Annotated in this window: 21 protein-coding genes; 5 read left to right on the top strand and 16 right to left on the bottom strand. The window is 69.8% G+C overall.

The window, feature by feature from the left end:
• Positions 1-456 carry a CopD family protein gene (locus IPM43_10175; protein ID QQS26422.1) on the top strand — a complete coding sequence of 152 codons (456 nt, stop codon included), beginning with the start codon at positions 1-3 and terminating at the stop codon, positions 454-456.
• Here IPM43_10175 and IPM43_10170 read toward each other — a convergent pair.
• Positions 446-1,714 carry an MFS transporter gene (locus IPM43_10170; protein ID QQS23795.1) on the bottom strand — a complete coding sequence of 423 codons (1,269 nt, stop codon included), beginning with the start codon at positions 1,712-1,714 and terminating at the stop codon, positions 446-448. The two genes, IPM43_10175 and IPM43_10170, sit on opposite strands and share 11 nt — an antisense overlap.
• A gap of 296 nt (positions 1,715-2,010) precedes the next feature.
• Between IPM43_10170 and IPM43_10165 the strand changes: the two genes are divergently transcribed.
• Both IPM43_10165 and IPM43_10160 read left to right on the top strand, forming a co-directional pair.
• Positions 2,011-3,471, top strand: a complete 1,461-nt coding sequence (locus IPM43_10165; protein QQS23794.1) for a hypothetical protein — start codon at positions 2,011-2,013, stop codon at positions 3,469-3,471.
• Between the two features lie 17 nt (positions 3,472-3,488).
• Positions 3,489-3,971 carry a carboxymuconolactone decarboxylase family protein gene (locus IPM43_10160; GenBank protein ID QQS23793.1) on the top strand — a complete coding sequence of 161 codons (483 nt, stop codon included), beginning with the start codon at positions 3,489-3,491 and terminating at the stop codon, positions 3,969-3,971.
• A 31-nt stretch (positions 3,972-4,002) separates the two neighbouring features.
• On the opposite strand, the gene IPM43_10155 is transcribed toward IPM43_10160, so the two are convergent.
• Together IPM43_10155 and IPM43_10150 are read right to left on the bottom strand one after the other, a co-directional pair.
• Positions 4,003-5,460 (bottom strand): discoidin domain-containing protein, encoded by a 1,458-nt coding sequence (locus IPM43_10155; GenBank protein ID QQS23792.1) that lies wholly within the window; start codon positions 5,458-5,460, stop codon positions 4,003-4,005.
• A gap of 16 nt (positions 5,461-5,476) precedes the next feature.
• Complete coding sequence (locus tag IPM43_10150) at positions 5,477-6,469, bottom strand: NAD(P)H-dependent glycerol-3-phosphate dehydrogenase (GenBank protein QQS23791.1); 993 nt, start codon at positions 6,467-6,469, stop codon at positions 5,477-5,479.
• Between the two features lie 94 nt (positions 6,470-6,563).
• On the opposite strand from IPM43_10150, the gene IPM43_10145 reads away from it, so the two are divergent.
• On the top strand, positions 6,564-8,150 hold the full coding sequence (locus IPM43_10145; GenBank protein QQS23790.1) for an acyl-CoA synthetase: 1,587 nt from the start codon (positions 6,564-6,566) through the stop codon (positions 8,148-8,150).
• Positions 8,151-8,154: 4 nt separating this feature from the next.
• Here IPM43_10145 and IPM43_10140 read toward each other — a convergent pair whose 3' ends face one another.
• The 5 genes from IPM43_10140 to IPM43_10120 all read right to left on the bottom strand — a co-directional run bounded on the left by IPM43_10140 (position 8,155) and on the right by IPM43_10120 (position 13,900).
• The gene (locus tag IPM43_10140; protein QQS23789.1) at positions 8,155-8,550 is read right to left on the bottom strand and encodes a hypothetical protein; all 396 of its coding nucleotides are present in this window, start codon (positions 8,548-8,550) and stop codon (positions 8,155-8,157) included.
• Positions 8,551-8,588: 38 nt separating this feature from the next.
• Positions 8,589-9,314 carry an ABC transporter ATP-binding protein gene (locus IPM43_10135; protein ID QQS23788.1) on the bottom strand — a complete coding sequence of 242 codons (726 nt, stop codon included), beginning with the start codon at positions 9,312-9,314 and terminating at the stop codon, positions 8,589-8,591.
• Entirely contained in the window at positions 9,311-10,018 is a 708-nt protein-coding gene (locus IPM43_10130; protein ID QQS23787.1) for an ABC transporter ATP-binding protein, read from the bottom strand. Before IPM43_10130 ends, IPM43_10135 begins: the two co-directional genes overlap by 4 nt.
• Complete coding sequence (locus IPM43_10125; GenBank protein ID QQS23786.1) at positions 10,018-12,312, bottom strand: ABC transporter permease; 2,295 nt, start codon at positions 12,310-12,312, stop codon at positions 10,018-10,020. Before IPM43_10125 ends, IPM43_10130 begins: the two co-directional genes overlap by 1 nt.
• Before the next feature lie 70 nt (positions 12,313-12,382).
• Positions 12,383-13,900, bottom strand: a complete 1,518-nt coding sequence (locus tag IPM43_10120) for an ABC transporter substrate-binding protein (GenBank protein QQS23785.1) — start codon at positions 13,898-13,900, stop codon at positions 12,383-12,385.
• 183 nt (positions 13,901-14,083) lie between these two features.
• Between IPM43_10120 and IPM43_10115 the strand changes: the two genes are divergently transcribed.
• A complete protein-coding gene (locus IPM43_10115; GenBank protein ID QQS23784.1) occupies positions 14,084-14,578 on the top strand; it encodes a nuclear transport factor 2 family protein in 495 nt (164 codons plus the stop codon).
• A gap of 10 nt (positions 14,579-14,588) precedes the next feature.
• On the opposite strand, the gene IPM43_10110 is transcribed toward IPM43_10115, so the two are convergent.
• The 8 genes from IPM43_10110 to IPM43_10075 all read right to left on the bottom strand — a co-directional run bounded on the left by IPM43_10110 (position 14,589) and on the right by IPM43_10075 (position 21,786).
• The gene (locus tag IPM43_10110; protein ID QQS23783.1) at positions 14,589-16,025 is read right to left on the bottom strand and encodes an HAD-IB family hydrolase; all 1,437 of its coding nucleotides are present in this window, start codon (positions 16,023-16,025) and stop codon (positions 14,589-14,591) included.
• Entirely contained in the window at positions 16,022-17,524 is a 1,503-nt protein-coding gene (locus IPM43_10105) for a DUF1298 domain-containing protein (protein ID QQS23782.1), read from the bottom strand. The genes IPM43_10110 and IPM43_10105 overlap by 4 nt, the downstream gene beginning before the upstream one ends.
• A gap of 157 nt (positions 17,525-17,681) precedes the next feature.
• The gene (locus tag IPM43_10100) at positions 17,682-18,809 is read right to left on the bottom strand and encodes an alpha/beta fold hydrolase (GenBank protein QQS23781.1); all 1,128 of its coding nucleotides are present in this window, start codon (positions 18,807-18,809) and stop codon (positions 17,682-17,684) included.
• A 24-nt stretch (positions 18,810-18,833) separates the two neighbouring features.
• Positions 18,834-19,556 carry an EthD domain-containing protein gene (locus IPM43_10095; protein ID QQS23780.1) on the bottom strand — a complete coding sequence of 241 codons (723 nt, stop codon included), beginning with the start codon at positions 19,554-19,556 and terminating at the stop codon, positions 18,834-18,836.
• Positions 19,557-19,588: 32 nt separating this feature from the next.
• Entirely contained in the window at positions 19,589-20,071 is a 483-nt protein-coding gene (locus IPM43_10090; protein QQS23779.1) for a winged helix-turn-helix transcriptional regulator, read from the bottom strand.
• A gap of 57 nt (positions 20,072-20,128) precedes the next feature.
• Positions 20,129-20,596 carry a pyridoxamine 5'-phosphate oxidase family protein gene (locus tag IPM43_10085; GenBank protein ID QQS23778.1) on the bottom strand — a complete coding sequence of 156 codons (468 nt, stop codon included), beginning with the start codon at positions 20,594-20,596 and terminating at the stop codon, positions 20,129-20,131.
• Positions 20,593-20,985 carry a hypothetical protein gene (locus IPM43_10080; protein ID QQS23777.1) on the bottom strand — a complete coding sequence of 131 codons (393 nt, stop codon included), beginning with the start codon at positions 20,983-20,985 and terminating at the stop codon, positions 20,593-20,595. Before IPM43_10080 ends, IPM43_10085 begins: the two co-directional genes overlap by 4 nt.
• A 12-nt stretch (positions 20,986-20,997) precedes the next feature.
• Positions 20,998-21,786 (bottom strand): class I SAM-dependent methyltransferase, encoded by a 789-nt coding sequence (locus IPM43_10075; protein QQS23776.1) that lies wholly within the window; start codon positions 21,784-21,786, stop codon positions 20,998-21,000.
• Positions 21,787-21,808: the final 22 nt, after the last annotated feature.

The raw sequence follows: 21,808 nt of genomic DNA, 5'->3' as shown, positions 1-21,808 counted from the left end.
ATCGGCTACTACCTCGTGCTCTTCGCTCACCTGCTCGGGGCCGCGATCTGGGCCGGCGGACACCTGGTCCTCGCCGTCAGCGTGCTCCCGAAGGCGCTGCGCGCGCGGCGGGCGGCCACCATCACCGAGTTCGAGGCGAGCTTCGAGCGCATCGGGCTGCCCGCACTCGCGGTTCAGGTGGTGTCGGGCCTCTGGCTGGCCGAGCGCCTGCTCGGCTCGCCCTCGCACTGGTTCGACGACACGCCCCTCGCCCGCACCGTGCTGTTGAAGCTCGGCCTGCTGGCGGCCACGGTCGCCCTGGCCCTGCATGCGCGGCTGCGGCTGATCCCTCGCCTGACCGACGAGACGCTGCCCGCGCTCGCCGCGCACATCGTCGCGATCACCGTCGTCGCCGTGGCGTTGGTCGCCGCCGGCGCCAGCATCCGCCTCGGTGGCTACCCGATCTTCACCCGCTGATCCGCGATCGCCGAGGCCGGTCCTCCAGCCCGCCGGCGCCGTCGAGGCCGCGCAGGCTCGGCTGCAACGCGACGATCGCGGCCATCGCGGCCAACGCGGCGGCGACGCCGAGGATCACCGGGCGAACCCCGAGCCAGTCCACCGTCAGGCCGGCGACCAGTTGTCCGAGCGGCGGGGCGGCGTAGAAGATCGCCAGCTGTACGCCGTAGATCCTGCCGTGCTGGTCGGCGGGGAAGCGGTCCTGGATCAGGCTGTTGAGCAAAGGGTTGAGCGGCCCCCACGCGAGACCGAGCAGCGCCGCGGCGGCGACCATCAGCGCCGTCGGCGGGAGCAGGGCGAGGGGGAAGTACGCGAGGCAGGCCAGGCCGACGAAGACCTTCGCGATCATGTGACGTGACATGCGGGCGGCCAACCAGCCGAACCCGAACGCGCCCACCATCGCGCCACCTGCCAAGCCGGAGAGGACGAACCCGAACGCCCGAGGCTCGTCGAGCGCCTCGAAGTGCACCGGCAGCAGCACGGTCTCGGTCGGTCCGTAGATCATCGCGATCACGGCGATGGCGAGCGTCAGGATCCATACCGGTCGGTCGGCAGCCAGCGCGCGCAGGCCGACGAGAGCCCTATCGGAGAACGCGGCCGGGCGGGAGTCGTGGGCGTCCTCGCCCTCGGTCTCGGCCGAGACCGCCCTGTCGGGCACGTCGAGCGTGGCGATCGCGAACGACGCGAGGACGAACCCGGCGCACGCGAACCACATCGCACCGACGGGACCGACCGTTGCGATGGCGAACGCGCCGAGCATCGGCCCGAGCACCCACCCGGCCGCGAACAGGCCCTCGTGCAAGCCGTTCAAGGTGTCGACCGGGGTGGCCGAAGCCTGCGCGACGTCGGGGATCAAGGACTTGCGGGCGGTGTAGCCGGCCGGGTCGAACACGGCTCCGAGCAGCGTCAGCGCGAGGATCACCGCCAGGCCGAGCACGTCGAGAGCCTCGGCGAGCGGGAACAGCGCGACGGATGCGGCGCTCAGCACGTCGGAGCCTACGGAGACGGTCTTGCGCCCGAGCCGGTCGACCATCGCCCCGACGAGCGGGGAGACCGCGATCCCGGGAAGCCCGGCGAGCGCTCCGGCCAGCCCGGCGGTGGCTGCCGAACCGGTGCGATCGATGATCAGCCAAGGGATGGCGATGATCACGACCGAGTTGGACACGCCGCTCGCCAGGTTGGCGCCCTGGTGGAGGACGAGCGCGCGCCGCCGAGACATCACGGGATTCTGCCCCAGCCGCTCACCTCGCCATCGCCCCATTCCACCGACCGCCCGGCCCGCCGGCCCGACCGCCGCCAACTTGGAAGTGCGATATCTCAGAGCAGACGGGTGTCACGAGATATCGCACTTCCCCCGGCCCGCCCGCCGCCAACTTGGAAGTGCGATATCTCAGAGCGGACGGGTGTCACCAGATATCGCACTTCCCCCGGCCCGACCGCCGCCAACTTGGAAGTGCGATATCTCAGGACAGACGGGTGTCACGAGATATCGCACTTCCGGGCCAGAATCGTGCCGTGAAGCTGAGACTCGCCGCCAAGACCGGCCTGCGCGCTGGCGCCGTTGCCGCCGTCTTGGTCGGCGCAGCCTGCAGCGGCGACGACGGCGGCAAGGCGGCGCCGACGACTGCGTCGTCGATCGCACCGCCGGAGACCACCGACGCGCCGGCGACCGACGCACCCGCCACCGACTCACCCGCCACCGACGCGCCCACCACCGACGCCCCGACGACGCAGCCGGAGAGCAGCAGCGGGCCCCAGCAGCACGAGGTGGCGACGGTGACGGCGACGTTCGTCGACGAGAGCCGCCCCACTCCGCGCAGCGGCGACGTGGCCGCACTGCCCCAGCGCACGCTCGAGACGCTGCTGTTCTACCCCGCCACCGACACCGGCGAGCCCGACACCGAGGGCGGCCCCTATCCGCTCGTCCTCTTCGCCCACGGGCTCGGCGCGACGACCGACTTCTACGCCGACATCTTGGAGGGTTGGGCCGCGGCGGGGTACGTCGTCGCTGCTCCGGCGTTCCCGCTGAGCAACGCCAATTCCCCGGCGGGACCCGACGCCGCCGACGTGGCGAACCAACCCGGCGACCTCAGCTTCCTCGCCGACCAGCTCACCGACGCGTCCTCCGGCGCCCTCCCCGACGTCCTCGCCGGGATGATCGATGCCGACCGCATCGGGGTGGGCGGCCACTCGAACGGGGGGATCACCACGCTCGGCCTCGTCGCCAACTCCTGCTGTCGCGACGATCGCATCGACGCGGCGGTCGTGCTGGCGGGCACTCCGGTGGCGTTTGCCGGCGGCTCCTACGACTTCGCCGACGCCCCGCCGATGCTGCTGGTGCACGGCACCCGCGACGTCCAGATCTCGTGGATCGAGGCTGTCAACGTGGCGACCAGCGCCGAGGCACCGCGCGGCCTGCTCAGCCTCGAAGGCGAGGACCACGGCAGCTGGATCCGCGCTGGCGACCCGCCCTTCCCGAGCGTGGTCGAGGCGACGGTCGCGTTCTTCGACGCGTTCTTGCGCGGCGACGGGACGGCGATCGAGCGCCTGATGGACGCCGGCGAGCCGGGCCTGACGACGCTGCACTTCGTCACCGACGAGGACGACGAGCTCGTCATCCCCACCACGGTGCCGCCGGTGCTCGACCGCCAGGCATCGGTCACCCCCGCCACCGATCTCGTCGACGGCCAGGTCGTGACCGTGTCGTGGAGCGGGTTCACCCCCGGCCAGGTGGTCAACGTCGTGCAGTGCTCCAACGGGGCCACCGGCGGCAACGACCTGTGCGAGTTGACCACCGGCAAGATCCTTCATCCCGACCCCACCGGTGAGGGCTCGCTGCAGCTCGAGATCATCGTCGGCCCGGTCGGCAGCGGGCGGTGCGGGGTCGGCGAGCCGCAGTGCGTCATCGTCGTCAACGACGCGAGCCTGCAAGCTCCGGAGGCGACGATCAGGATCCCGATCACGTTCGCCGGGTAGGGCGCTAGGGTCGGGCGATGGCCCGCATCTCCTTCCCAGATAGAGGCTTCGGCGAGCACGTCGACTGGGCGCTGCTGCGCACCGAGATGGCGGTCGGCATGGGCGCGCTGTCCGAAGCCGTATACGGCAACACCCGGCTTCCCGTACGTGAGCGTGAGGCTGCGCGCTGGACCATCGCGCTGATCAACGACTGTGCGGTATGCCAAGGCAGCCGCCCGAAAGACACGGGCGCGGGCGTCGACGACGGCTTCTACGCCGAAGTTGCCAACTGGGCGGAGAGCACCGTGCTGACCGATCGTGAGCGGCTGGCGGCAGAGTTCGCCCAGCGCTTCGCTCTCGACCATCTCGCCATGGACGACGCCTTCTGGGAGGCGCTACACGGAGCGTTCGCCGACGACGAGCTCGCCGATCTGACCATCTGCTGCGGGATGTTCCTCGGCCTCGGTCGCACGCTCGCGGTCATCGGCGTCGAGGCCCCCGAGGAACGCATCCTGGTCTGAGATCCGCCTCCGTCGGCCTGGCGCCCGGCAGCTAGCTCCCGGCGTCGATCACCTCGATCTCACGCCACGCCACCCACGACGGGCTCGCCGTGGTCTCCACCCGAACGAACCGGACCGAGGCCGCCGGACTCACGGGCGTGAAGACCAGCGCCTCGCCTTCTGCGGTGTCCTGCTCGAAGACCGCCGCTTCGACGAACTGACCGCCAGCGCCGGCCAACAGGAGCCGATGAGTCGTGCTGCCCGGCGGATCTTGGGCGATGGTCAACTCGATCTCACCGACGCTGTACTCGTCCCCCAGGTCGATCTCGATCCACTGGACGGGGCCGCCACCGGAGTTCCACAACGTCCCCCGATCGCCGTCCACCGCCATCGCGCCCGTGAGGCCATCGACGACACCCGAGGTGCGCACAGGCTTGCCGAGCGCGAGGTTCGCGCCCTCGCCCTCTCGGCGGAACCCCAGTTCCGACTTCTGGCCGAAGTAGTCGTTGACGAAGTTCGTGAAGGTGAACTCCTCCGACTCGGGCAGCACGCGGTCGGGCTTGTCGTTCCACGACTGGAAGAGGACATGGTCCGGGACGACACCTGTGCCGATCTCCAGCAGCTTCACCCGCTCACCCGCCGCGGACAACCACTCCTCGTCGCTGCGGTCGAAGGCGTTCCCCGCGTAGATCATCCCGATCGGCACGCCGGCTTCGGTGCCGTGCTCGTGCACGGACGCGACCTCGTCCGCCCAACCGGGCCGGCTCCAGTCGACGTCGAGGTGCAAGAACGCGAGCGGATCCCCGTTCACCCGCTCGAACGTGTCGATCCACTCGCTCAGCTGCGCGGCCCCCGCCGGCCCGGCCATCGCCTCGGTGTCCCCGATGAGGATGTTCGGGAAGACCTCCCTCATCGCATCGGCGAACTGGCCGATCTCCTGCGCGATCTTCTCCGCGCTCCATCGACACGCATTCGGCCCGTCGTAGAAGTGGCCGTAGTAGTAGGGCTCGTCCATCGCCAGCAGGTGCAGCTCACCACCGGCGGCCTTCACCCGCTCCGCCGCGCTCACCGCGTAGGCGACGCCGGAGAAACCCTCGATGCCGTCCCCACAGCCCTCCGCGTCGAGTGGCCCGAACTCCATCGCCAGCGCGAACCCGCGCTCTTGCGCATTGCGCACGACCGTGCGGAGCTGATCGGGCGTCGCGTACCCGACCCACTCGCCGTACAGCTTGAACACGTGAACGCGCTCGGCCGCTTCGGCCCACGGCGCGTCAGGCTCGAAGAGCTCGATGAAGTCGTCCGCACCGGTGAAGGGACGACCTTCGACCACGGGAAGAGGCGGCAGGGGTGCGAACCATACGACGGGCACCTCGTCGATCACCGGGGAGGGCCCCGTGGTCGGTACCGGCTCTCGGGGTGACGTCGCCGACGTCGTAGTTCGGGCGTCTTCGGGCTGGCTGCACGCGGCGAGCGCCGCGAGCGAGAGCATCAGCGCGGCGGCCCGACTCATCCCGTCTGCCGATGTCCTAGCCGGGCTCGGACTCGTGACCCGGCTCCATGCGCAGCCCGCGGTAAGCCATCGCGGCGGGGATCGCGCCGCTGACCACGCGATAGATCTCCTCGTGGACCGGCATCGCCACGCCGTAGCGGGCGGCCAGCTCGTGGGCAGTCGCTGCCGTCTTCAGACCCTCGGCGACCATGTTCATCTGTGAGGTGATCTCGTCGAGCGTCTTGCCCGCGCCGAGCTGCTCGCCGACGGTTCGGTTGCGGCTGTGGGGGCTGAGGCACGTCGCGATCAGGTCGCCCATGCCCGCCAGGCCGGCGAACGTCGCCGCTTCGCCCCCCATCGCCACGCCGAGCCGGGAGAGCTCGGCCAGCCCGCGCGTCATCACCATCGATCGCGTGTTGTCGCCGACACCGAGCCCTTGGGCGATCCCGCACGCAATGGCGACCACGTTCTTCATCGCCCCGCCCAACTCGCACCCGATCACGTCGTGGTTCGTGTAGATGCGGAACACCCCGCGCGACAGCACAACTTGGATCGCCTTAGCGACGGCGAGGTCCTCGGTGGCGATCACGCTGGCCGCGGCCTGGCCGGCCATGATCTCGCGGGCGATGTTCGGCCCGGTCAGCGCGGCCACCGGTCGCCCGGGCACCACCTCGGCGATCACCTCGGTCATCCGCAGCAGCGTTCCCTGTTCGAGCCCTTTGGCCAGGCTGACGATGGGGATCCACGGCCTGATCCACGGCTTCGCGGCCTCGAGGGTGGAGCGCACCGCGCTGGTCGGCACGCCGACGATCAACAGCTCTGCATGGGAGACCGCGCGCTCCAAGTCGGCCGTGGCGCGGAGCTGGTCGTGCAGGCGGATACCGGCGAGGTACGACTCGTTCGTGTGCCGTTCGTCCACCTCGGCGGCCACCGCGTGGTCACGCGCCCAGAGCAAGGTGTCGTGGCGTCCGGCGAGGAGAGACGCCACGGACGAGCCCCACGATCCCCCTCCGAGCACGCTCACCTGCATCGTTGCCCCCCAACCGGCACGTCCGACGCTGGCACCGGCCCGTCCAGAGCGGATCGAATCTGATGCATCGTCAGAAACACCTATCCTAATTGCCATGGTCATCCGTCACATCCACTTCGCCGACATCTTCGAGGCGGTCGCCGACGCCATCCCCGACAAGCCGGCCCTGGTCACGCCGGAGGTGCACCTCACCTACGGAGAGCTCGACCAGAGGGCGACGCGGCTCGCGAACCACTTGCGCGCGAGCGGCGTCGGGGTGGGTGAGCACGTCGGCATCCACGCCCGCAACTGCGCCGAGTGGGTGGAGGCCTTCTACGCGTGCTTCAAGGCGCGGGCGGTGCCCGTGAACGTCAACTACCGCTACGTCGAGAACGAGCTGCGCTACCTCTACGACAACAGTGACTGCGTCGCCGTCGTCGTCGCCCCGGAGTACGTCGGCGCGCTCGACGCCGTCTCCGATGCGTTGCCGCACCTGCGCCACAGGCTGACGATCGGCGAGGAGTACGAGCAGGCGCTGGCTGCCGCGTCGCCCGAGCGCGACTTCGGTGAGCGCTCCCCCGACGACGTCTACATCGTCTACACCGGGGGCACGACGGGCATGCCGAAGGGCGTGCTCTGGCGCCAGGAGGACTGGGTGCTCGCCGCCCTCAACGCGATGCGCTACGGGCGCCCACTCGAGAGCTGCGAGCAGGTCGCCGAGGAGGCCAAGGCCGCCCCGGCGCAGATCGTGCTGCTGTCAGCAGGGCCGATGATGCACGGCGGCACGCAATGGGTGTCCGGCAATGCCCACGTCGCGGGCGGCTGCTTCGCGCTGTACACCGGGGCCAAGTACGACCCTTACGGCGTGCTCGCACTGGCCGAGCGCTCCGGCACCAACTCGCTCACCGTGCTCGGCGACGCGATGGCGCGCCCGCTCGCCGAGGCGCTGCTCGCCCCCGATCGCCCGCAGTTCGACCTGTCCAAGCTGGCCGCCATCTCGAACGGCGCGGCGCCGCTCACCGCGGGCGTCCGCGACGAGCTGCGCGCCGCCCTGCCGGGGGTGATGATCGTCGACGCGTACGGCTCGTCGGAGACGGGCTCCGCTGCCCAGCGTGCCGACGCCGGCGAGAGCTACACCGCGCCGAGGTTCACCGCCGGGCCCGACACCGCCGTCTTCAGCCACACCCTCGAGCGTTGCGACACCGGCCAGGTCGGCCTGCTCGCGCGCTCGGGACCGATCCCGCTCGGCTACTACAAGGACCCGGAGAAGACCGCGGCCACCTTCCCGACGATCGAGGGCAAGCGGTGGGCGATCTCCGGTGACGAGGCCCGCATCGAGGACGACGGCACCATCACGATCCTCGGTCGCGGATCGTCGTCGATCAACTCCGGCGGCGAGAAGGTCCATCCAGAAGAGGTCGAGTCCGTGCTCTTGCAGCACCCGATGATCTTCGACGCCGCCGTCGTCGGGACGCCGAGCGAGCGCTGGGGAGAGCAGGTCACCGCACTCGTCGAGTTGCGCGAGGGGATGGAGATGTCACCCGACGAGGTCCAGGCCCACACGAAGACTCTCCTCGCCGGCTTCAAGGCGCCGAAGGAGGTGCTCTTCGTCGAGGAGGTGCCGCGCACTCCGGTGGGCAAGGTCGACTACAAGCAGGCCAAGCTCGACGCGCTGCGCTTGCTCGGCTTGCCCCCGAAGTGAAGGGTCAGCGCGAGACGGTGTCGTCGCCGGTCGCGGACGGGCCGCCAGGGCGTGCGGACTCGATCGCCTTGATCAATCTGTCGGTCTCGGTGCGCTGCTCGTGCACCAGACGCACCAGCCAGTAGCGGAAGAACCGCGCCAGCGAGTAGCGCACGAACAATGCGGCACCGGCGACGATCGCCGCCAGCCCGAGCAGGCTGCCGGAGGCGATGAACGCGGTCTGGTCGGCGCGGTCGGTCGTCCCTGCCGCCTGGATGCCGCCGTAGACGGCTAGTGCCACGCCGACGACCAGCGCCACGGCACCGAGCAGGAACAGCCACCGCTCGTTCTGCGCCTTGGCGCCGGCGACCTTCAGCTCGCCGATCTCCTCGGTGAACTGCGAGATGCGGTCGTTGTTCATGGTGTCGTCTTCTCCATGTCGATGGTCTGTTGACTTCGTCAGTGATCGTGTGAGTGGCCGTACCCGAGGTACATCGCGGTCAGGTCGGCTTCGGCGAGCTCAGCCGCGGTCCCCGCCCAGCGGACCGTCCCCGTCGTCAGCAGCACCGCGCGGTCGGCGACCCCGAGCACCGTGCGGGCGAACTGCTCCACCACCAGCACCGACACACCGTCGGCGGCGATCGCGGCGACCTGCTCGTAGAGCGACGAGACGATGAGGGGGGCGAGCCCCATCGAGAGCTCGTCGAGCAGCAGCACGGACGGATCAGAGGTGAGACCTCGCGCCAGGGCGAGCATCTGCTGCTCGCCGCCCGACAAGGTGCCGGCGAGCTGCGTGCGTCGCTCCCCGAGGCGGGGGAACCGGGCGTACGAACGTTCCTCGACGTCGCTCAGCTTGGTGCCGCGAAACGTCGCCATCCAGAGGTTCTCGCGCACGGTCAGGTTCGGGAAGATGCCCCGCCCTTCCGGGATCGTGCACAGCCCAGCCCGCGCGAGCGCACTCGCACTCGATCCGGTCACGTCGAAGCCGGCCACCCTCAGCGTGCCCGAGGTCGGCCGAAGCTGGCCGGCTGCGGTCCGGATCGCAGTCGTCTTGCCGGCACCGTTCGGGCCGAGCACGGCGACCACCTCGCCCCGGGGGACGACGAGGTCGATCCCGTGGAGCACCTCGATGGCGCCGTAGCCGGCGCGCACCCCGCACAGCTCGAGGATCGGCGGCGCGCTCATGACTCGGCTCCCAGGTAGGCCTCGACGACCGCGGGCAGGCGGCGGACTTCGTCCGGCGGGCCTCCGGCGATGATCCGGCCGAGGTCGAGCACGAAGAGCCGGTCGCAAACGCCCATCACCAGCTCGACGTCGTGTTCGACGAGCAGCACCGCCAGACCGTCCGCGGCGAGGTCGCGCAACAGCGTCGCCAACCGCTCGGTGGCGCCGGTGTCGAGCCCGGAGGCCGGCTCGTCGAGCAGGAGCACTCGTGGGCTGGTGGCGAGGGCCCTGGCCACCTCGAGCAGGCGCGCGGTACCCGTGTCGAGCTCGCCGGCGGGCTGGCGGGCATGCTCGGAGATGCCGACCCGCTCCAGCAGTTCCATCGCCAAGTCCATCGCGTGCGGGCGCCCGGCGACCTCGGCCGCGACCCGGACGTTCTCCGCGGCGGACAGCGAGCCGAACAGCTCGAGGCGCTGGAACGTGCGGGCGATGCCGTGGCGGGCACGACGGTGGGGGGCCATTCTGGTGAGGTCGATCCCGTCGAGACGGACCGAGCCGTTGCCCGGGGTGATGATCCCCGAGATCACGTTGAAGAGCGTCGTCTTCCCCGCGCCGTTCGGCCCGATCAGCCCGGTGACGTGGGAGGGCTCGGCCGTGAGCGACACCTCGCTGACCGCGGTCACGCCACCGAACACCACCGTCACCGATTCGACGTGGAGCGTCATCAGAGCACCACCTGCAGGGCGCGGTCGATCTCTTCCACCTCGGCCGCGGTGAGCTCACGGTCGAGCCCGAGATCGTCGGGCGAGGCGACCGGCGCCTTCGGCTCACGGTCGAGTATCCGCCTCGTGACCTGGATGACGACGACCATCAACAGCACCAGCGCCACGACCCGCCAACCGGCGGTGGCGATGGTCGTACCCCAATCGACGAAGGCCGCGACGCAGACAGCGGCGAGGAGGAACACCGCGGCGAGAACGCTGCGCCGGTCGCGGTGGTCGACGATCTGGGTGAGCAGCGGGACGATGCCGAGCATCCACACCGTCATCGCGAAGACGAACGACCAGTGGCTGACGGCCCCGGTCGTGGTCAACGCCCAGATGACGACGGCTCCTGCGGCGGCGAGCGCGATCAGGCCCCAACGGCCGACGAGCGGTCGGTAACCCTCCGACGTCTGGTCGGTGACACCGGCGGGGCTGCGTCCGAGCGTCATGCCGAGTGTGCCCGGCAGCACCTTGGCCAGGTTGCGCACGAACTCCGACCCGGCGATGGCCTCGATCACGGCGTTCGCGCCGAGCATCATCCCCCCGAGCAGGGCGCCGGACACCGCGGCGACGCCGCCGACCACGGCGAGCAACACCACCGGCAGGCTCTGCAGGAAGTCGTAGCGCTGCGCGCTGGTGCGATCACCGGTCAGTGCCCCCGAGCAGGCGGCGATCGCCGCGGAGATCGCGAACGCGGCCACTTTCGCCGCGGTGACGTTCATGCCGATCGTGGCGGCGGCAGCCTGGGAGTCCTTGACGGCGATGAACCGGCGGCCGAGTGCGCTGCGCCGCACCGCGACGACACCCAGACCGAGCACCGAGAACGCGCACGACAGCATGACGAGGCGCGCTCGCGGTGAGCTGAGGTCGAGGCCGGGCAGGTCGAGGGGGGGCACCGCGATGTTGCCGGTCTGGAACGTCTGCCGCTGGTTGAAGACCAGGTTCGTGACCAGCACCGCGAACGCGGCAGTGGCGAGAGCCAGGTACACACCGGTGACGCGCAGCGCCGGCACGGCGACGACCGCGCCGACCGCGGCGACGATCGCCATCGCGCCGAGCAGGCTGAGCAGGTTGCCGTTACCCGGCAGTTTCGCCATCGCCACGGCCCCGAGGCCGGCGAAGGTGAGCGGCGCCAACGACACCATGCCGGCGTAGCCGGTGAGCGGCACGAGCGACAGTGCGGCGATGGCCAGCAAGAACGCGTTGATCAGCAGAAGGGTGTCGGCGCGGGTGAGCATCCCGCTGATCGCCACGGTGAACGCGATCAGCACCCCTGCACCGACGAACGCCGTGCTCCACGAGGGCTCGATGTGCTTCTCACGCAGGCGCACGACGCCGGCGCGCAACCTCGCCTGGGGCATGAGGATCAGCGCTGCGAACAACACGATGGTCGGGATGGAGGCGCGCACGCCGGTGAGGCTGAAGCCGAATGCGCTCTTCGGGAACCAATCGGCGTCGGAGTAACCGAGGTAGAAGGCATCGAGCAGACCGAGCAGCACTGCGCCGGCGAACGTCATCGGCAGGCTGCGCAATCGACCGATGATCGCCGCCGCGTAGGCGTTGATCACCAGCAGGATCAACGGTTCGACGTTGATCCCTTGCTCACCCGCGAGCAGGATCCCGGCCAATCCGGCGAGCGTCGCCCCGAGGGCCCAGGACAGCATCGCCACCCAATCGGGGCGGGCGCCGTTCAGCTCGGTGAGGTCCCGATCGTCGACCACGGCCCGCATCGCGAGGCCCGTACGGCTGCGGTACATCAGCAGGCGCAGCACGAGCGCGACGACGATGGCGCAGCCCATCGTGATCAGCTTGTGCCAGCTCACGTTGATGCCGCCGATGCTCACCTGGTTGCCCTCGAAGAACCGGCGCATCGCAGCCCGGGACTCACCCGTTGGCCACAGCCAGTTCGTCAGCCCGATCATCGCCGAGAACAGCGCCACCGTCACCGATAGTCGCACCACCTCCGTGGTGTCCTTCAGGCCACGCATGATGTAGCGCTCGGTGAACGCTCCGAACAGCGGGCAGAGCACGAACAGCACGATCAACAACGCGATCGGTGCCGGCCACCCCCAGTCGAAGCGCAACTGCCAGTAGGTGAACGCCGCCAGCACGCCTGTCGCCCCGTGAGCGAGGTTGAAGATGCCCGACGTCGTGTACGTGACCACCAGGCCGCCGGCGATGACGGCGTAGATGGCACCGGTGGAGAGCCCGATGATGGTCGTGATCAGGAGCTTGTCGAAGTCGAACGCCAGCATTGGTCCCCCCTGGTCGGTCGCGGGGAGCTACGTACCGCTCCCCGCGACCATCGCCTTTAGGTGATCGACGTCATTCCGGGCGGTTGGGGTCGAAGCCCGGCGCCGGGTCACCGTAGTCGCCCTCGATGTGGGTGACGCCTGCTTCGCCGTCGCAGTGGAAGCCGTTGCCGTCGTCGTCGGCGGAACCGAACTCGGGGAACACCCTCGTCCACTCGCCACCTTGCACGCCGACGATCAAGCCACACGACGGGGGCATGTTCGCCCCGGGGTTCGTCTCGGTATGCAGCCCGCCAGCGGTCCACGAGTCGATGGCCCGGCCGGCCGCGAGCACGCAGTCGCGCTCGAGCACGTTGTCGTTGCCGTCGAGGCAGGTGTTGGCCGCGGTGACGAACAGCAAGAAGGCCGAGATCGAGTGCAGTCCGAGCAGGGCCCGGCCTCCCTCGGGGTTGAACTCGTCCATCATCTCGACATAGCTGGCCATCGCGGGCACCTTGTCGGCCTCTTCGAACAACGCGAACGCGCTGCGCGCCATCGCGCCTTCGGTCGCGTCGCCGTTGCCCTCGGCGACCATCTCCTCGGAGTACTGCGAGGCCTCGAACATCACCACCTCGGGGACGAAGCCCACCTCACGCATCGCCTTGAACAGCGACACCGCGGTGTTGGTCGAGCCGGCCATCGTCAGCAAGCCGATGTTGTTGTCCTTCAGCCGCTGGGCGAACGGCACCCAGTTCGCCTCGCCGGCGGAGTTGGTCGGGATGCGGTCGACGACCGTGAACCCGCCGATCGCGTTCATCTGGTCCTCGATCTGACGCAGGACGACCTGAGTGGTCAAGAAGTCGGTGTAGACGATCGCCGTGCGCGTGATCGCGTCCGGGTAGTTCTCCTTCACCCACAGCCAGTGCGAAGCCGGCTTGTCGTTCAACGGATTGGGCATCGGCTGCACCATCGCGTTGCTCATCGCCGCGGCGGGCGTGACGGTGTAGCCGGCGAAGTTGATCAGGCCGCACTCGTTGATCCGCGGGAACATCTGGTCGTCGAACACCCAGCCGCCGCCGACCATCGCGAACGCCTCCGCGCAGGCCCGCTCGGCCGCGGCGGGGACCTCGAACAGCTTGGCGTCGAGGTCGACGATCTCGATCGGCAGACCGCGGACGCCACCCTGATCGTTGCACCACCCGGCGAAGGCCACAGCGGCGTCGTACATCTCGAAGTTCAGCGCGCGCGCCTCGTACCCGCGGTCGGTGGGTACCCCGAGCTTCAGCGTCTCGCCGCCGTTCTGGCCCTCGGCGATCGTGGCGGCGCCGTCGGCGCCTGCCGGCCCGCACGGGCTCTCCATGGTGCCGAACATCGGCCCCTCCGCCTCGGGCGCGCTGGTGTCGGTGACCTCGGTGGTGTCGGTCGCCGTGTCGTCGGGAGCGGTGGTGACGCCTGCGGTATCAGGCACCTCGGTGTCAGGCGCCCCGGTCTCGGGGGTGACGGTGGTGCCCGGCCCCGAAGTGTCGGTGCCGCCCTCGTCGTCGCCGCTCGCGGCGCAAGCGCCCGCGAGCAGTGAGACGGCGGCAACTGTGGCCAGAAGTCGGTAACGCATCGCTCTCCCTTTGGATCTTCGGAATCGTCGCCAATACGAAGCTGCCGGTCGGCGCGGGTCCCGTGGTGTGTCGACAGTCACGCGATGATACCTGTGTTCTGACGGACCGTCAGAAAATTGCGCGAAGCTGCACCGGGATTGCACCCGAGCCGACCGAGCCATCTAGCCACCGAGGGGGAAACCATGGAGTTACAGGACCTGCTGGCGATCCACGACATCTGCCGGCTGAAGTACCGCTACCTGCGCGCCCTCGACCAGAAGCTGTGGAACGACCTCGCCGACTGCCTCACCGAAGACGCCACCGCGAGCTACGGAGGAGGCGCCCTGCAGTTCGACTCACGGGCCGCGATCATGGACTTCCTCGTCGAGTCGATGGGCTCGACGCAGTTCTTGTCGAGCCACCGCTGCACCCAGCCCGAGATCGACCTCGTCGGCCCCGCCGAGGCGACCGGGACATGGGCGCTCCAGGACGTGGTCGTGCACCAGCAGTACGGACTCACGATCGCCGGCGGCGCGTTCTACTCCGATCGGTACCGCTTGGTCGATGGCCGGTGGCTGATCAGTCACACCGGCTACAAGCGCACCTACGAAGAAGTCTTCCCGCGGGCGAGCATCACCGGGCTGACCCTGACCGCGCAGTGGTGGGAGACCAACGGGCGCACGACGTTGCTCGACTGATCGCAGCCGATCAGCCGGGCCAGTCACGCAAGGTGTCGACGTAGAGCTGGCGCATCTGCGCGATCTTCTGGTCGAGGTTCTTGAGCGTCCAACCCTTCACGGGGATCGGCTCCAGCACGACGACGTCGACCGTGCCGGGGTTCATCGTCGCCGCGTCACGCCCGCCGATCATCTCCGCGTTGCGGATCACGATCGGCACTATCGGGATACCGGCCGCCATCGCGATCCGGAACGCCCCCTTTTTGAACTCGCCCACCTCGAACGTGTCGGTCCGCGTGCCTTCTGGGGCGATGAGCACGGAGAGGCCCTTCGCGGCCATCTCCTCGATCGGCTTCAGGGCGGCCACGGCCGAGGCAGAGTCGGCGCGGTCGATGAACGCGAGGTCCATGAACCGCCCGAACGTGCCGACGACCGGGTCCTTGCGCAGCTCTCCCTTTGCCACGCCGGTGAAGTCCTTGCGCACGATGCTCGCGGCGATGAACGCGTCGAAGTTGTTGCGGTGGTTGAAGATGAACACCGCCGGCCTCTGCGACCAGGCGTTCTCCCTGCCGGCGACGTTGACCTTGATCCCGTTGATGCCGAACACGAGATCCATCCAGTTCTCCGACACGAAGTTCAGCCCGGCGCGCCTGTTGCGGGCGAGCAGACCGACCCCGAGACCGGCTCCGGCCACGGGCAGCAGCGACAGCAGCCCGGCCGCCGAGCGCAGCATCGATCCGCCGCCGCGGCTCGTGAAGCGCAGCACCGGCCATCCCCGCTGCGCGGCGACCTTGGCCAGGTGCTTGCCCGGGTTCGTCGGGCGCGGGCGCCCGACCAGGTGCATCAACGGGGTGTCCTCGTCGCCGTCGGCGTAGAAGTAGCTCCGCCCGAGATCGATGCCGTGCTCGCGCGCGAACACCTGCACCGCGTCCGCCTTGCCCGGGCCCCAGAGCACGGGCTGCACGACCTCGCCGGTGAGCACGCCGTCGTCCTCCTCGAACCGGTTGCACAGCACGTTGTCGATCCCGAGGTAGGCGGCAACGGGCTCCACCTGGAAGCTGGTCGCCGACGAGGTGAGCGCCACGGTGTGTCCGCTCGCCTGGTGGGCACGGACGATCTCTCGCATCTCGGGGAAGATCAGGTCGGCGATCTTCTTCTGGAACAGACGCAACCCGATCTCGTCCAGGTCCTCCACCGCGCGTCCCCGCCAGCCTTGGGCGGCGAGCTCGAGCACCTGGGCGAACGTCTCGGGGTTCAGCCCGCCGCCGCCGACGATCACCCCCAGGGCGCGCACCATCTCGCCGGCGTGGAACTCGCGGTTGCGCATCTGCTGTTGGGTGAGGTGCTTCGCGGAGTAGCCGGCGATCAGGGTGCCGTCGAAGTCGAAGAAGGCGCCGACGCTCTTGCCGCCCTTGTCGGCCGCGATCTCGGCGACGGTGCCGGGCAGGCGCAGTTCGATCTCGGTCATGGCTTGCTCCGCGCAGCGCGCTTCGCCGGCTTCGGTGCCGGCGCCGGCTTCCGTGCCGGCGACGTCGGGGCTTTCTTGGCGGAGGATCGGCGGGTGGACCCACCGGTGGTGGCGAGCACCTCGTCGAAGCCTTCGCGCAGGCACCGCACGAAGCGGTCGTGATCGGTCACCGCGGCCGGGTCGTAGTTGACACCGACGAAGCAGCGCCCCGACGTCGACATCATCGTCACCATCATCGCCACCCCTGGCACGGGGCCGAGGGGCACCGCGCGGAGCACCTTCGCGCCGGCCACGTATCGCGGCGCGGCGTTGCCGGGCACGTTGCTCACCTGCACGTCGATGCCGAGCGTGCCTGCCCCTACACCGGCGAGCAGCTGCTCGGGGAACCAGGCCAGCACCGGCGCGATGAGACCGAGCACGTCGACGTTGGCATCGGTCCGCGCGGTGAGCACCAGTTCGCGCAGGGCTCGCATGCGCCGGACGGGATCACGCTCCGCGACCGGTGCCGCGACCGTCGCCGCCGCCCACTTGTTCTCGATCGCCCCCGCTTCTGTCGACGTGCGCAGGTTGATCGGCAGCGCCATCGTGATCGCCGCGATCGGCATGCCGAGCTCTTCGTGGTAGCGGCGCAGCGCACCGGTGACGGCTGAGAGGTATGCGTCGTTCACCGAGCAGCCCTGCGCCTTGGCGGCGGCGCGCAGGTCGGCGAGGGCGACGTCGTGGGCCGCGAACCGCCGGTTGACGCTGCGTCCCGCGAGCAACGGCGAGGGCTCGACGGCTGCGGAGACGAGCTTGCGGACCGTGCCCACCACCCGCACCGTGTCGCGTACCGCGCCCTGCGGATCGCGGGCTGCCCGGCGCGCGGTTCCGGCTGCGTCGGAGAGCCGTCGCACCGATCCGGTCACCAGCTTGAGCGGCAGGCGCCGGGCAGCGGCCCGGGTCAGCTCCATCGGGGTGACGTCCTCCGGTGAGGGCAGGGTCGGCATCGGGCGCGGCGGCGGTTCACGCTCGGTCGTACGCAACATCCGGTCGAGGATCACCCCGCCGACGCCGTCGGTGATCGCGTGACTCATCTTCCACACCAGGGCGGCCCGCTCCTCACCGCCCTCCAGGCCGTCGACCAGCGTCACCTCCCACAGGGGACGGCTGAGGTCGAGCGGCGAGGCGTACATCTTGGCCGCGACCTCGAGCAGGTGCTCGAACGTGCGTGGCTCGGGCAGCGTGATCCGTCGCAAGTGGTAGTCGAGGTCGAAGTCGGGGTCGACCACCCAGCGAGCCGGCGCCAAGGGCAGCAAAGGAGCGACGACGTGTTGGCGCAGGCGAATCGCGACGCGGCTGACGCGGTCGGTCTCGGTACGCAGCCGTTGCCAGTCGGGCACGCGATCGAGCGTCTCGATGTACATCATCGACGAGCGCGAGCGAGCGGTGGAGTCACCCCTGTACATCATCAGGTCGGTCGACGACAGGTCCCGCTTCCAGGTGATCGGTTGGTCTTCCATCCGGCTTCCTCTCTTCCGGGGCGACCCGGACGCTCACCGGCGAGCTCCACTGGTTGCGGTCGACTTCTCGAACCCAGCCACAGGATCATGTCTCGCACACCCCGGTTGCGACGCGGTGGTTGGAGGGGAGCGGAATATACCGCGCCGAGCGGAGGCGTCAGTCCGGCGTCTCGGCTGGACGCCGTCTGGTCATCTCCACTTCGTCGAGATTCCTCTCGATGAACCGACCGATCACCTTCGCCCATCCGAGGTCGGCGTGGCCGCCCTGGTACCACAGCGCCTCCGGACGCCCCCAGTGGTTCCAGATCCGTTCGGCATGATGACGTGGGTTGACCATCTTGTCGACGACGCCCGCGTAGATGAAGCGACCGTCGAACGGCACGCGCGGCGCGAAGGCGAGCGGCGAGACCACCGGACCGAGCTGACGGGCCAGCGCGATGTTCGCCTTCTCGTGAGGCAGGGCAGATCCCTTGTGGTGTTCGATGAGCGCGGTGAGATCGGCCACCGGCGCACCGAGCATCACCGTGCGCAGTCCGTCGGCCAGGCCTCCGAGCAGCGCGGCGATGTACCCGCCGAGCGACACGCCGATGACCCCCACCGGCTCGTCCCCCTGCGTGCGGATCCAGGCGATCAGCCGACGGGCGTCCCACACCGCCTGGCGTGCCCCGTGGATGTTGTGCATCGCGTCCTCGCTAGGGAAGTGCGCGTCGGCGGGGATCTCGGCTCGACGTGGCCCGTGAAGCGGCAGCACGAGTGCTGCCACGTTGAGCCCGAGCGTGTCGTGCATCCACCCGGCGCGGAAGAGCCCGAAATCCATGATCGCTCGTCCCATCCCGGCGCCGTGGAGGCAGACGACCCAGGGCCGCGGCTCGCGGTGGCGCAGCATCCATACGTGGACTGTCCGGTTGGCGGCGAAGCTGTTCCAGCGCTCTGCCGCCGGCTCTGCGACCCCGGGCTCATAGCCGCTGGCGAAGGTGACCGCCTTGTACGTGGTGCGTCCGGCCCTGGCCGGCGCCACCTCCACCACGGTGGGCGGCGGGGGCTCGGGATGGGCGAGCGTGGGGTCGTCGAGCCAGCCGAGCTCGCGGTAGAGCTTGAGCGCTGCCGTCGCCTCGCTCTCGACGCGCGTGAGCTGGTCTTCGGGGCGATGGGGCTTGCGCCGCCGGAACCCGACGAGCACGAGGTCGTCCACGGCACGGTGCCAGACGCTCGACAGGGCCGGTCGCGGCCATTCGAGTTCTCGTTCGTCGGTCGCCTGGTCTGGTGCGGCATCTGGTGGCGCCATCACCCGACAGTATCTGACGCGGCGTCAGATTTGTGGAAAAACCTCTTGGAGCAGCGCGTACTGGCTCGTCGGCGCGACCTCGATGCCCTCCAGGTCCAAGAACTTCCCGCTGCTCGCGATCATCGCCTGGAAGTTCTCGGCGAGGCGATCGTCGTCACCAACGGCGTCGAAGAACGCGTGGCGATCGCTCATCGCCGCCGCCGGGAACAGCTCCTCGACGATGCCGTCGTAGGGCGGGGCTCCTTGCGTCAGCGCCCTGACCACCACGTTCTGCACGTAGCCGAAGGTGTCCTGGGTGTCGATGGCCACCCTCGTGTGCTGGTCCTGCCAGATCGAGCGCCAGGTGGTGGCGTCGAGGCGAACGGGCCGGCGCAAGAACGCGATCTGGGCGAACCCCTCGGTGCGCCTACCGGGCACGACCGGGTGGCGGGTGTTGCGGATCGGCTCGGACTCGGTCACCAGGTACGCGGCGTACTCACCGGCGGCGGCGCCGACGGCGGTGTCGAACGGCTGGCGCAGCTCGTCGATGGCGCTGTCCATCCAAACCGACACGACCGCCGACGGCAACGGAGAGCTGCCGGCCAGACGCAACCCGGCGGCCGGTTCCACGTCGTCGTCGGCGATGTTCACCTGCAGACCACGGGCACCCGCCGCCACGAGAGCGTCGGCGGTCTTGCCGAGCAGCCTCGATCGCAGCTCGACCCCTTCATCGACGGTCGGCCACAAGACGTAAATAACCTTCTCCATCCGAGCGAGAGTACGTGCTCGGATCGAGGGCTTCAGCAGTGCTCGATGTCGGCGTCGTCACACGGCTCGAGCCCGGCGAGCACCGCCTCGGCGACGTCAGCCAGCGTGTCGAGCTGGTCGCGGCGCAGCCGGTCGACGAACAACTCCCGGACAGCGCCGACGTGCCCGGGGGCGGCGTGCTCGATCTCGGAGCGGCCGTGCTCGGTGACGACGACGAACGCGCCACGGCCGTCGGAGTCGCACCTCTCCTTCGTCACCAGACCCCGGTCGGCCATGCGGGTGACGTGGTGCGACAGGCGGCTCTTCTCCCAGCCGAGCATCGCGCCCAGCTCCTTCAGGCGTCGCCGCCCGTCGGGGATGTCGGTGAGCGCGACGAGCACCGCGTAGTCCTGATAGGACAACCCGGAATCGGCGGAAAGCCGCCGGGCCAGCTCTCCGGTCAGGCGCATCTGCATCTGCAGCATCGACCGCCACGCGCGTGCCTCTCGCTCGTCGAGCCAGGGCACTGCGGTCATATCGGCAATCTAGCGAGCACTCCCCCGCGTTCTCGGTCGGATGAGTCGCGCTATGTGTCACGAATCCGACCGAGAACGCGGGGTGGAGAGCAGGTCGGCGGCGTCGGGGCGGATCTCGATCCAGACCGCTTCGCTCTGCGCGTAGTACCGCTGCCGAGCCCGCCACTGCCGCACATGGGCGAGCTCACCGCCGAGGCCGCGCGGCGCCAGGTAGTACTTGCCCGCGAGTCGGGCCAAGGTCCCGAGCGGAGGCAATCCGGTGTGCAGCGAGGCGGTACCCCGCAGCCGCAGCACGTGCTCCGCGCCGCCCGCCCGCTCCGCGTCGAGCAGCACCGCGACGCGCGGATCGGCGGCCACGTTGCGGGCGGCGACGGTGCTCGCCGCCGTCGACGCCACCAGCGCGCCGTCGCTCACCACGAACCAGATCGGCGTGAGCGAGGCGCGCCCCGTGCTCGACTGCGTCGCCAGGCGCATCACCATCGAGTGCTTCAGGTAGTGCCGAACGGTCGGATCGTCGGGGGTCATCCCGGTTCCTCGTCGTGGACCTCGTGGAGCCTCGAGTAGTCCCACGCCGCCACTCGGCGCGGCTCGAACCGGTACCACGTGAGGCGCTCCTCGTCGGTCGTGCCGGCGGCCTCGGGCGCGGAAGCGGCGACTCCCCGCCACACCACCGCGCGTAGCTCGAACCAGAACCGGCCGTCGTCGGAGACGAGTGTGATCTGAGGCGGGAGCCCGCCTTCGGGCACTGCCCCTCGGTCGACGCCGACGCTCATCGTCTCGCCGTCGACGCGCAGCGCGACCGGCAGGATCTGGGGCCCGTCGGCGCCGGCAAACGCGATGGCCGCTCGTGGCGCTCGCGTGACGAGGTCGGCGACCTCGTCGACCGCGACCCGTTGGGTGACCCGCGCAGCCACGCGGGGAGCTTGTCACACCCGGGCGAGGCCACAGCGCGCGGTGGCGCCGAGGGTGAACCCGCCGGTAGGAGAACCGAGACGGTCGAACAACGCAGCGCGCAACGCGCCGCGATCTCGGTCGGGTAGGGAGAGGCAGAAGGATCCCGCCGGGCCGATCCCCGCGAGGTAACCCGACCACAGCTCGTCGAAGTCCTCGTATGTCGAGCTGACCCGCAGCGTCGTCTCGACCACATCGGTCAGGCCAGCCGTCGTGAACAGCTCGGCGATCTCACCCCTTGCGCCGAAGCGGAGCGTGCGCGCCTCGTCGGGGGCGGCGGCGTCGACGGTCAGTGCCGCGTCCCAGAAGTGGCGCAGCATCTCCATCTTTTCGGCGAAGTCCCACACGCAAGCTGCGATCGTCCCACCCGGGCGCGCGACTCGCCGCAGTTCACCGACGGCGGCCTCCGGATCCGCCACGAAGTGAAGTACGAGCTCGGTCAGCACGACGTCGAACCGGTCGCTGCCGAACGGAAGCTCCTCGGCCCGCGCCTGGACGACCGCGGCTCCGCGGTGGTTCACCGCGCACGTCTCGACCATCGGTCTCGAGGGGTCACACGCCGCCACGCACCCTGCGCCCAGCCGGTGGACGAGCACCGTCGTCAGCGCGCCGGACCCGCAGCCGACGTCCAGCGCCGCTTGCCCGGGCGCGACGCCGGCGGCGTCGGCGAAGACGACGGCGAGCGGTCGCGAGTACCGGCCCATGAACAGCTCGTACCCCGCAGCGGAGCCGAACGCGGCACCAACGCCCTTGGTCGGCTCCATCACACCCCCAGAAGGTTGCGCC

Source organism: Actinomycetota bacterium (assembly GCA_016700055.1).
In the GTDB taxonomy this organism is placed as follows: Bacteria; Actinomycetota; Acidimicrobiia; order Acidimicrobiales; family Ilumatobacteraceae; genus Kalu-18.
The sequence above is the reverse complement of the archived record's forward strand: the minus strand, read 5'-3'. Positions and strand labels throughout refer to the sequence as shown.

Bases quoted from the DNA above. Each gene is read 5' to 3' on its own strand.
- IPM43_10145 (QQS23790.1), top strand. From the start codon at position 6,564: ATGGTCATCCGTCACATCCACTTCGCCGACATCTTCGAGGCGGTCGCC.
- IPM43_10140 (QQS23789.1), bottom strand. From the start codon at position 8,550: ATGAACAACGACCGCATCTCGCAGTTCACCGAGGAGATCGGCGAGCTG.
- IPM43_10120 (QQS23785.1), bottom strand. From the start codon at position 13,900: ATGCGTTACCGACTTCTGGCCACAGTTGCCGCCGTCTCACTGCTCGCG.
- IPM43_10100 (QQS23781.1), bottom strand. From the start codon at position 18,809: ATGGCGCCACCAGATGCCGCACCAGACCAGGCGACCGACGAACGAGAA.
- IPM43_10090 (QQS23779.1), bottom strand. From the start codon at position 20,071: ATGACCGCAGTGCCCTGGCTCGACGAGCGAGAGGCACGCGCGTGGCGG.
- IPM43_10155 (QQS23792.1), bottom strand. From the start codon at position 5,460: ATGAGTCGGGCCGCCGCGCTGATGCTCTCGCTCGCGGCGCTCGCCGCG.
- IPM43_10110 (QQS23783.1), bottom strand. From the start codon at position 16,025: ATGACCGAGATCGAACTGCGCCTGCCCGGCACCGTCGCCGAGATCGCG.
- IPM43_10075 (QQS23776.1), bottom strand. From the start codon at position 21,786: ATGGAGCCGACCAAGGGCGTTGGTGCCGCGTTCGGCTCCGCTGCGGGG.
- IPM43_10105 (QQS23782.1), bottom strand. From the start codon at position 17,524: ATGGAAGACCAACCGATCACCTGGAAGCGGGACCTGTCGTCGACCGAC.
- IPM43_10150 (QQS23791.1), bottom strand. From the start codon at position 6,469: ATGCAGGTGAGCGTGCTCGGAGGGGGATCGTGGGGCTCGTCCGTGGCG.
- IPM43_10135 (QQS23788.1), bottom strand. From the start codon at position 9,314: ATGAGCGCGCCGCCGATCCTCGAGCTGTGCGGGGTGCGCGCCGGCTAC.
- IPM43_10130 (QQS23787.1), bottom strand. From the start codon at position 10,018: ATGACGCTCCACGTCGAATCGGTGACGGTGGTGTTCGGTGGCGTGACC.
- IPM43_10115 (QQS23784.1), top strand. From the start codon at position 14,084: ATGGAGTTACAGGACCTGCTGGCGATCCACGACATCTGCCGGCTGAAG.
- IPM43_10170 (QQS23795.1), bottom strand. From the start codon at position 1,714: ATGTCTCGGCGGCGCGCGCTCGTCCTCCACCAGGGCGCCAACCTGGCG.
- IPM43_10125 (QQS23786.1), bottom strand. From the start codon at position 12,312: ATGCTGGCGTTCGACTTCGACAAGCTCCTGATCACGACCATCATCGGG.
- IPM43_10085 (QQS23778.1), bottom strand. From the start codon at position 20,596: ATGACCCCCGACGATCCGACCGTTCGGCACTACCTGAAGCACTCGATG.
- IPM43_10095 (QQS23780.1), bottom strand. From the start codon at position 19,556: ATGGAGAAGGTTATTTACGTCTTGTGGCCGACCGTCGATGAAGGGGTC.
- IPM43_10160 (QQS23793.1), top strand. From the start codon at position 3,489: ATGGCCCGCATCTCCTTCCCAGATAGAGGCTTCGGCGAGCACGTCGAC.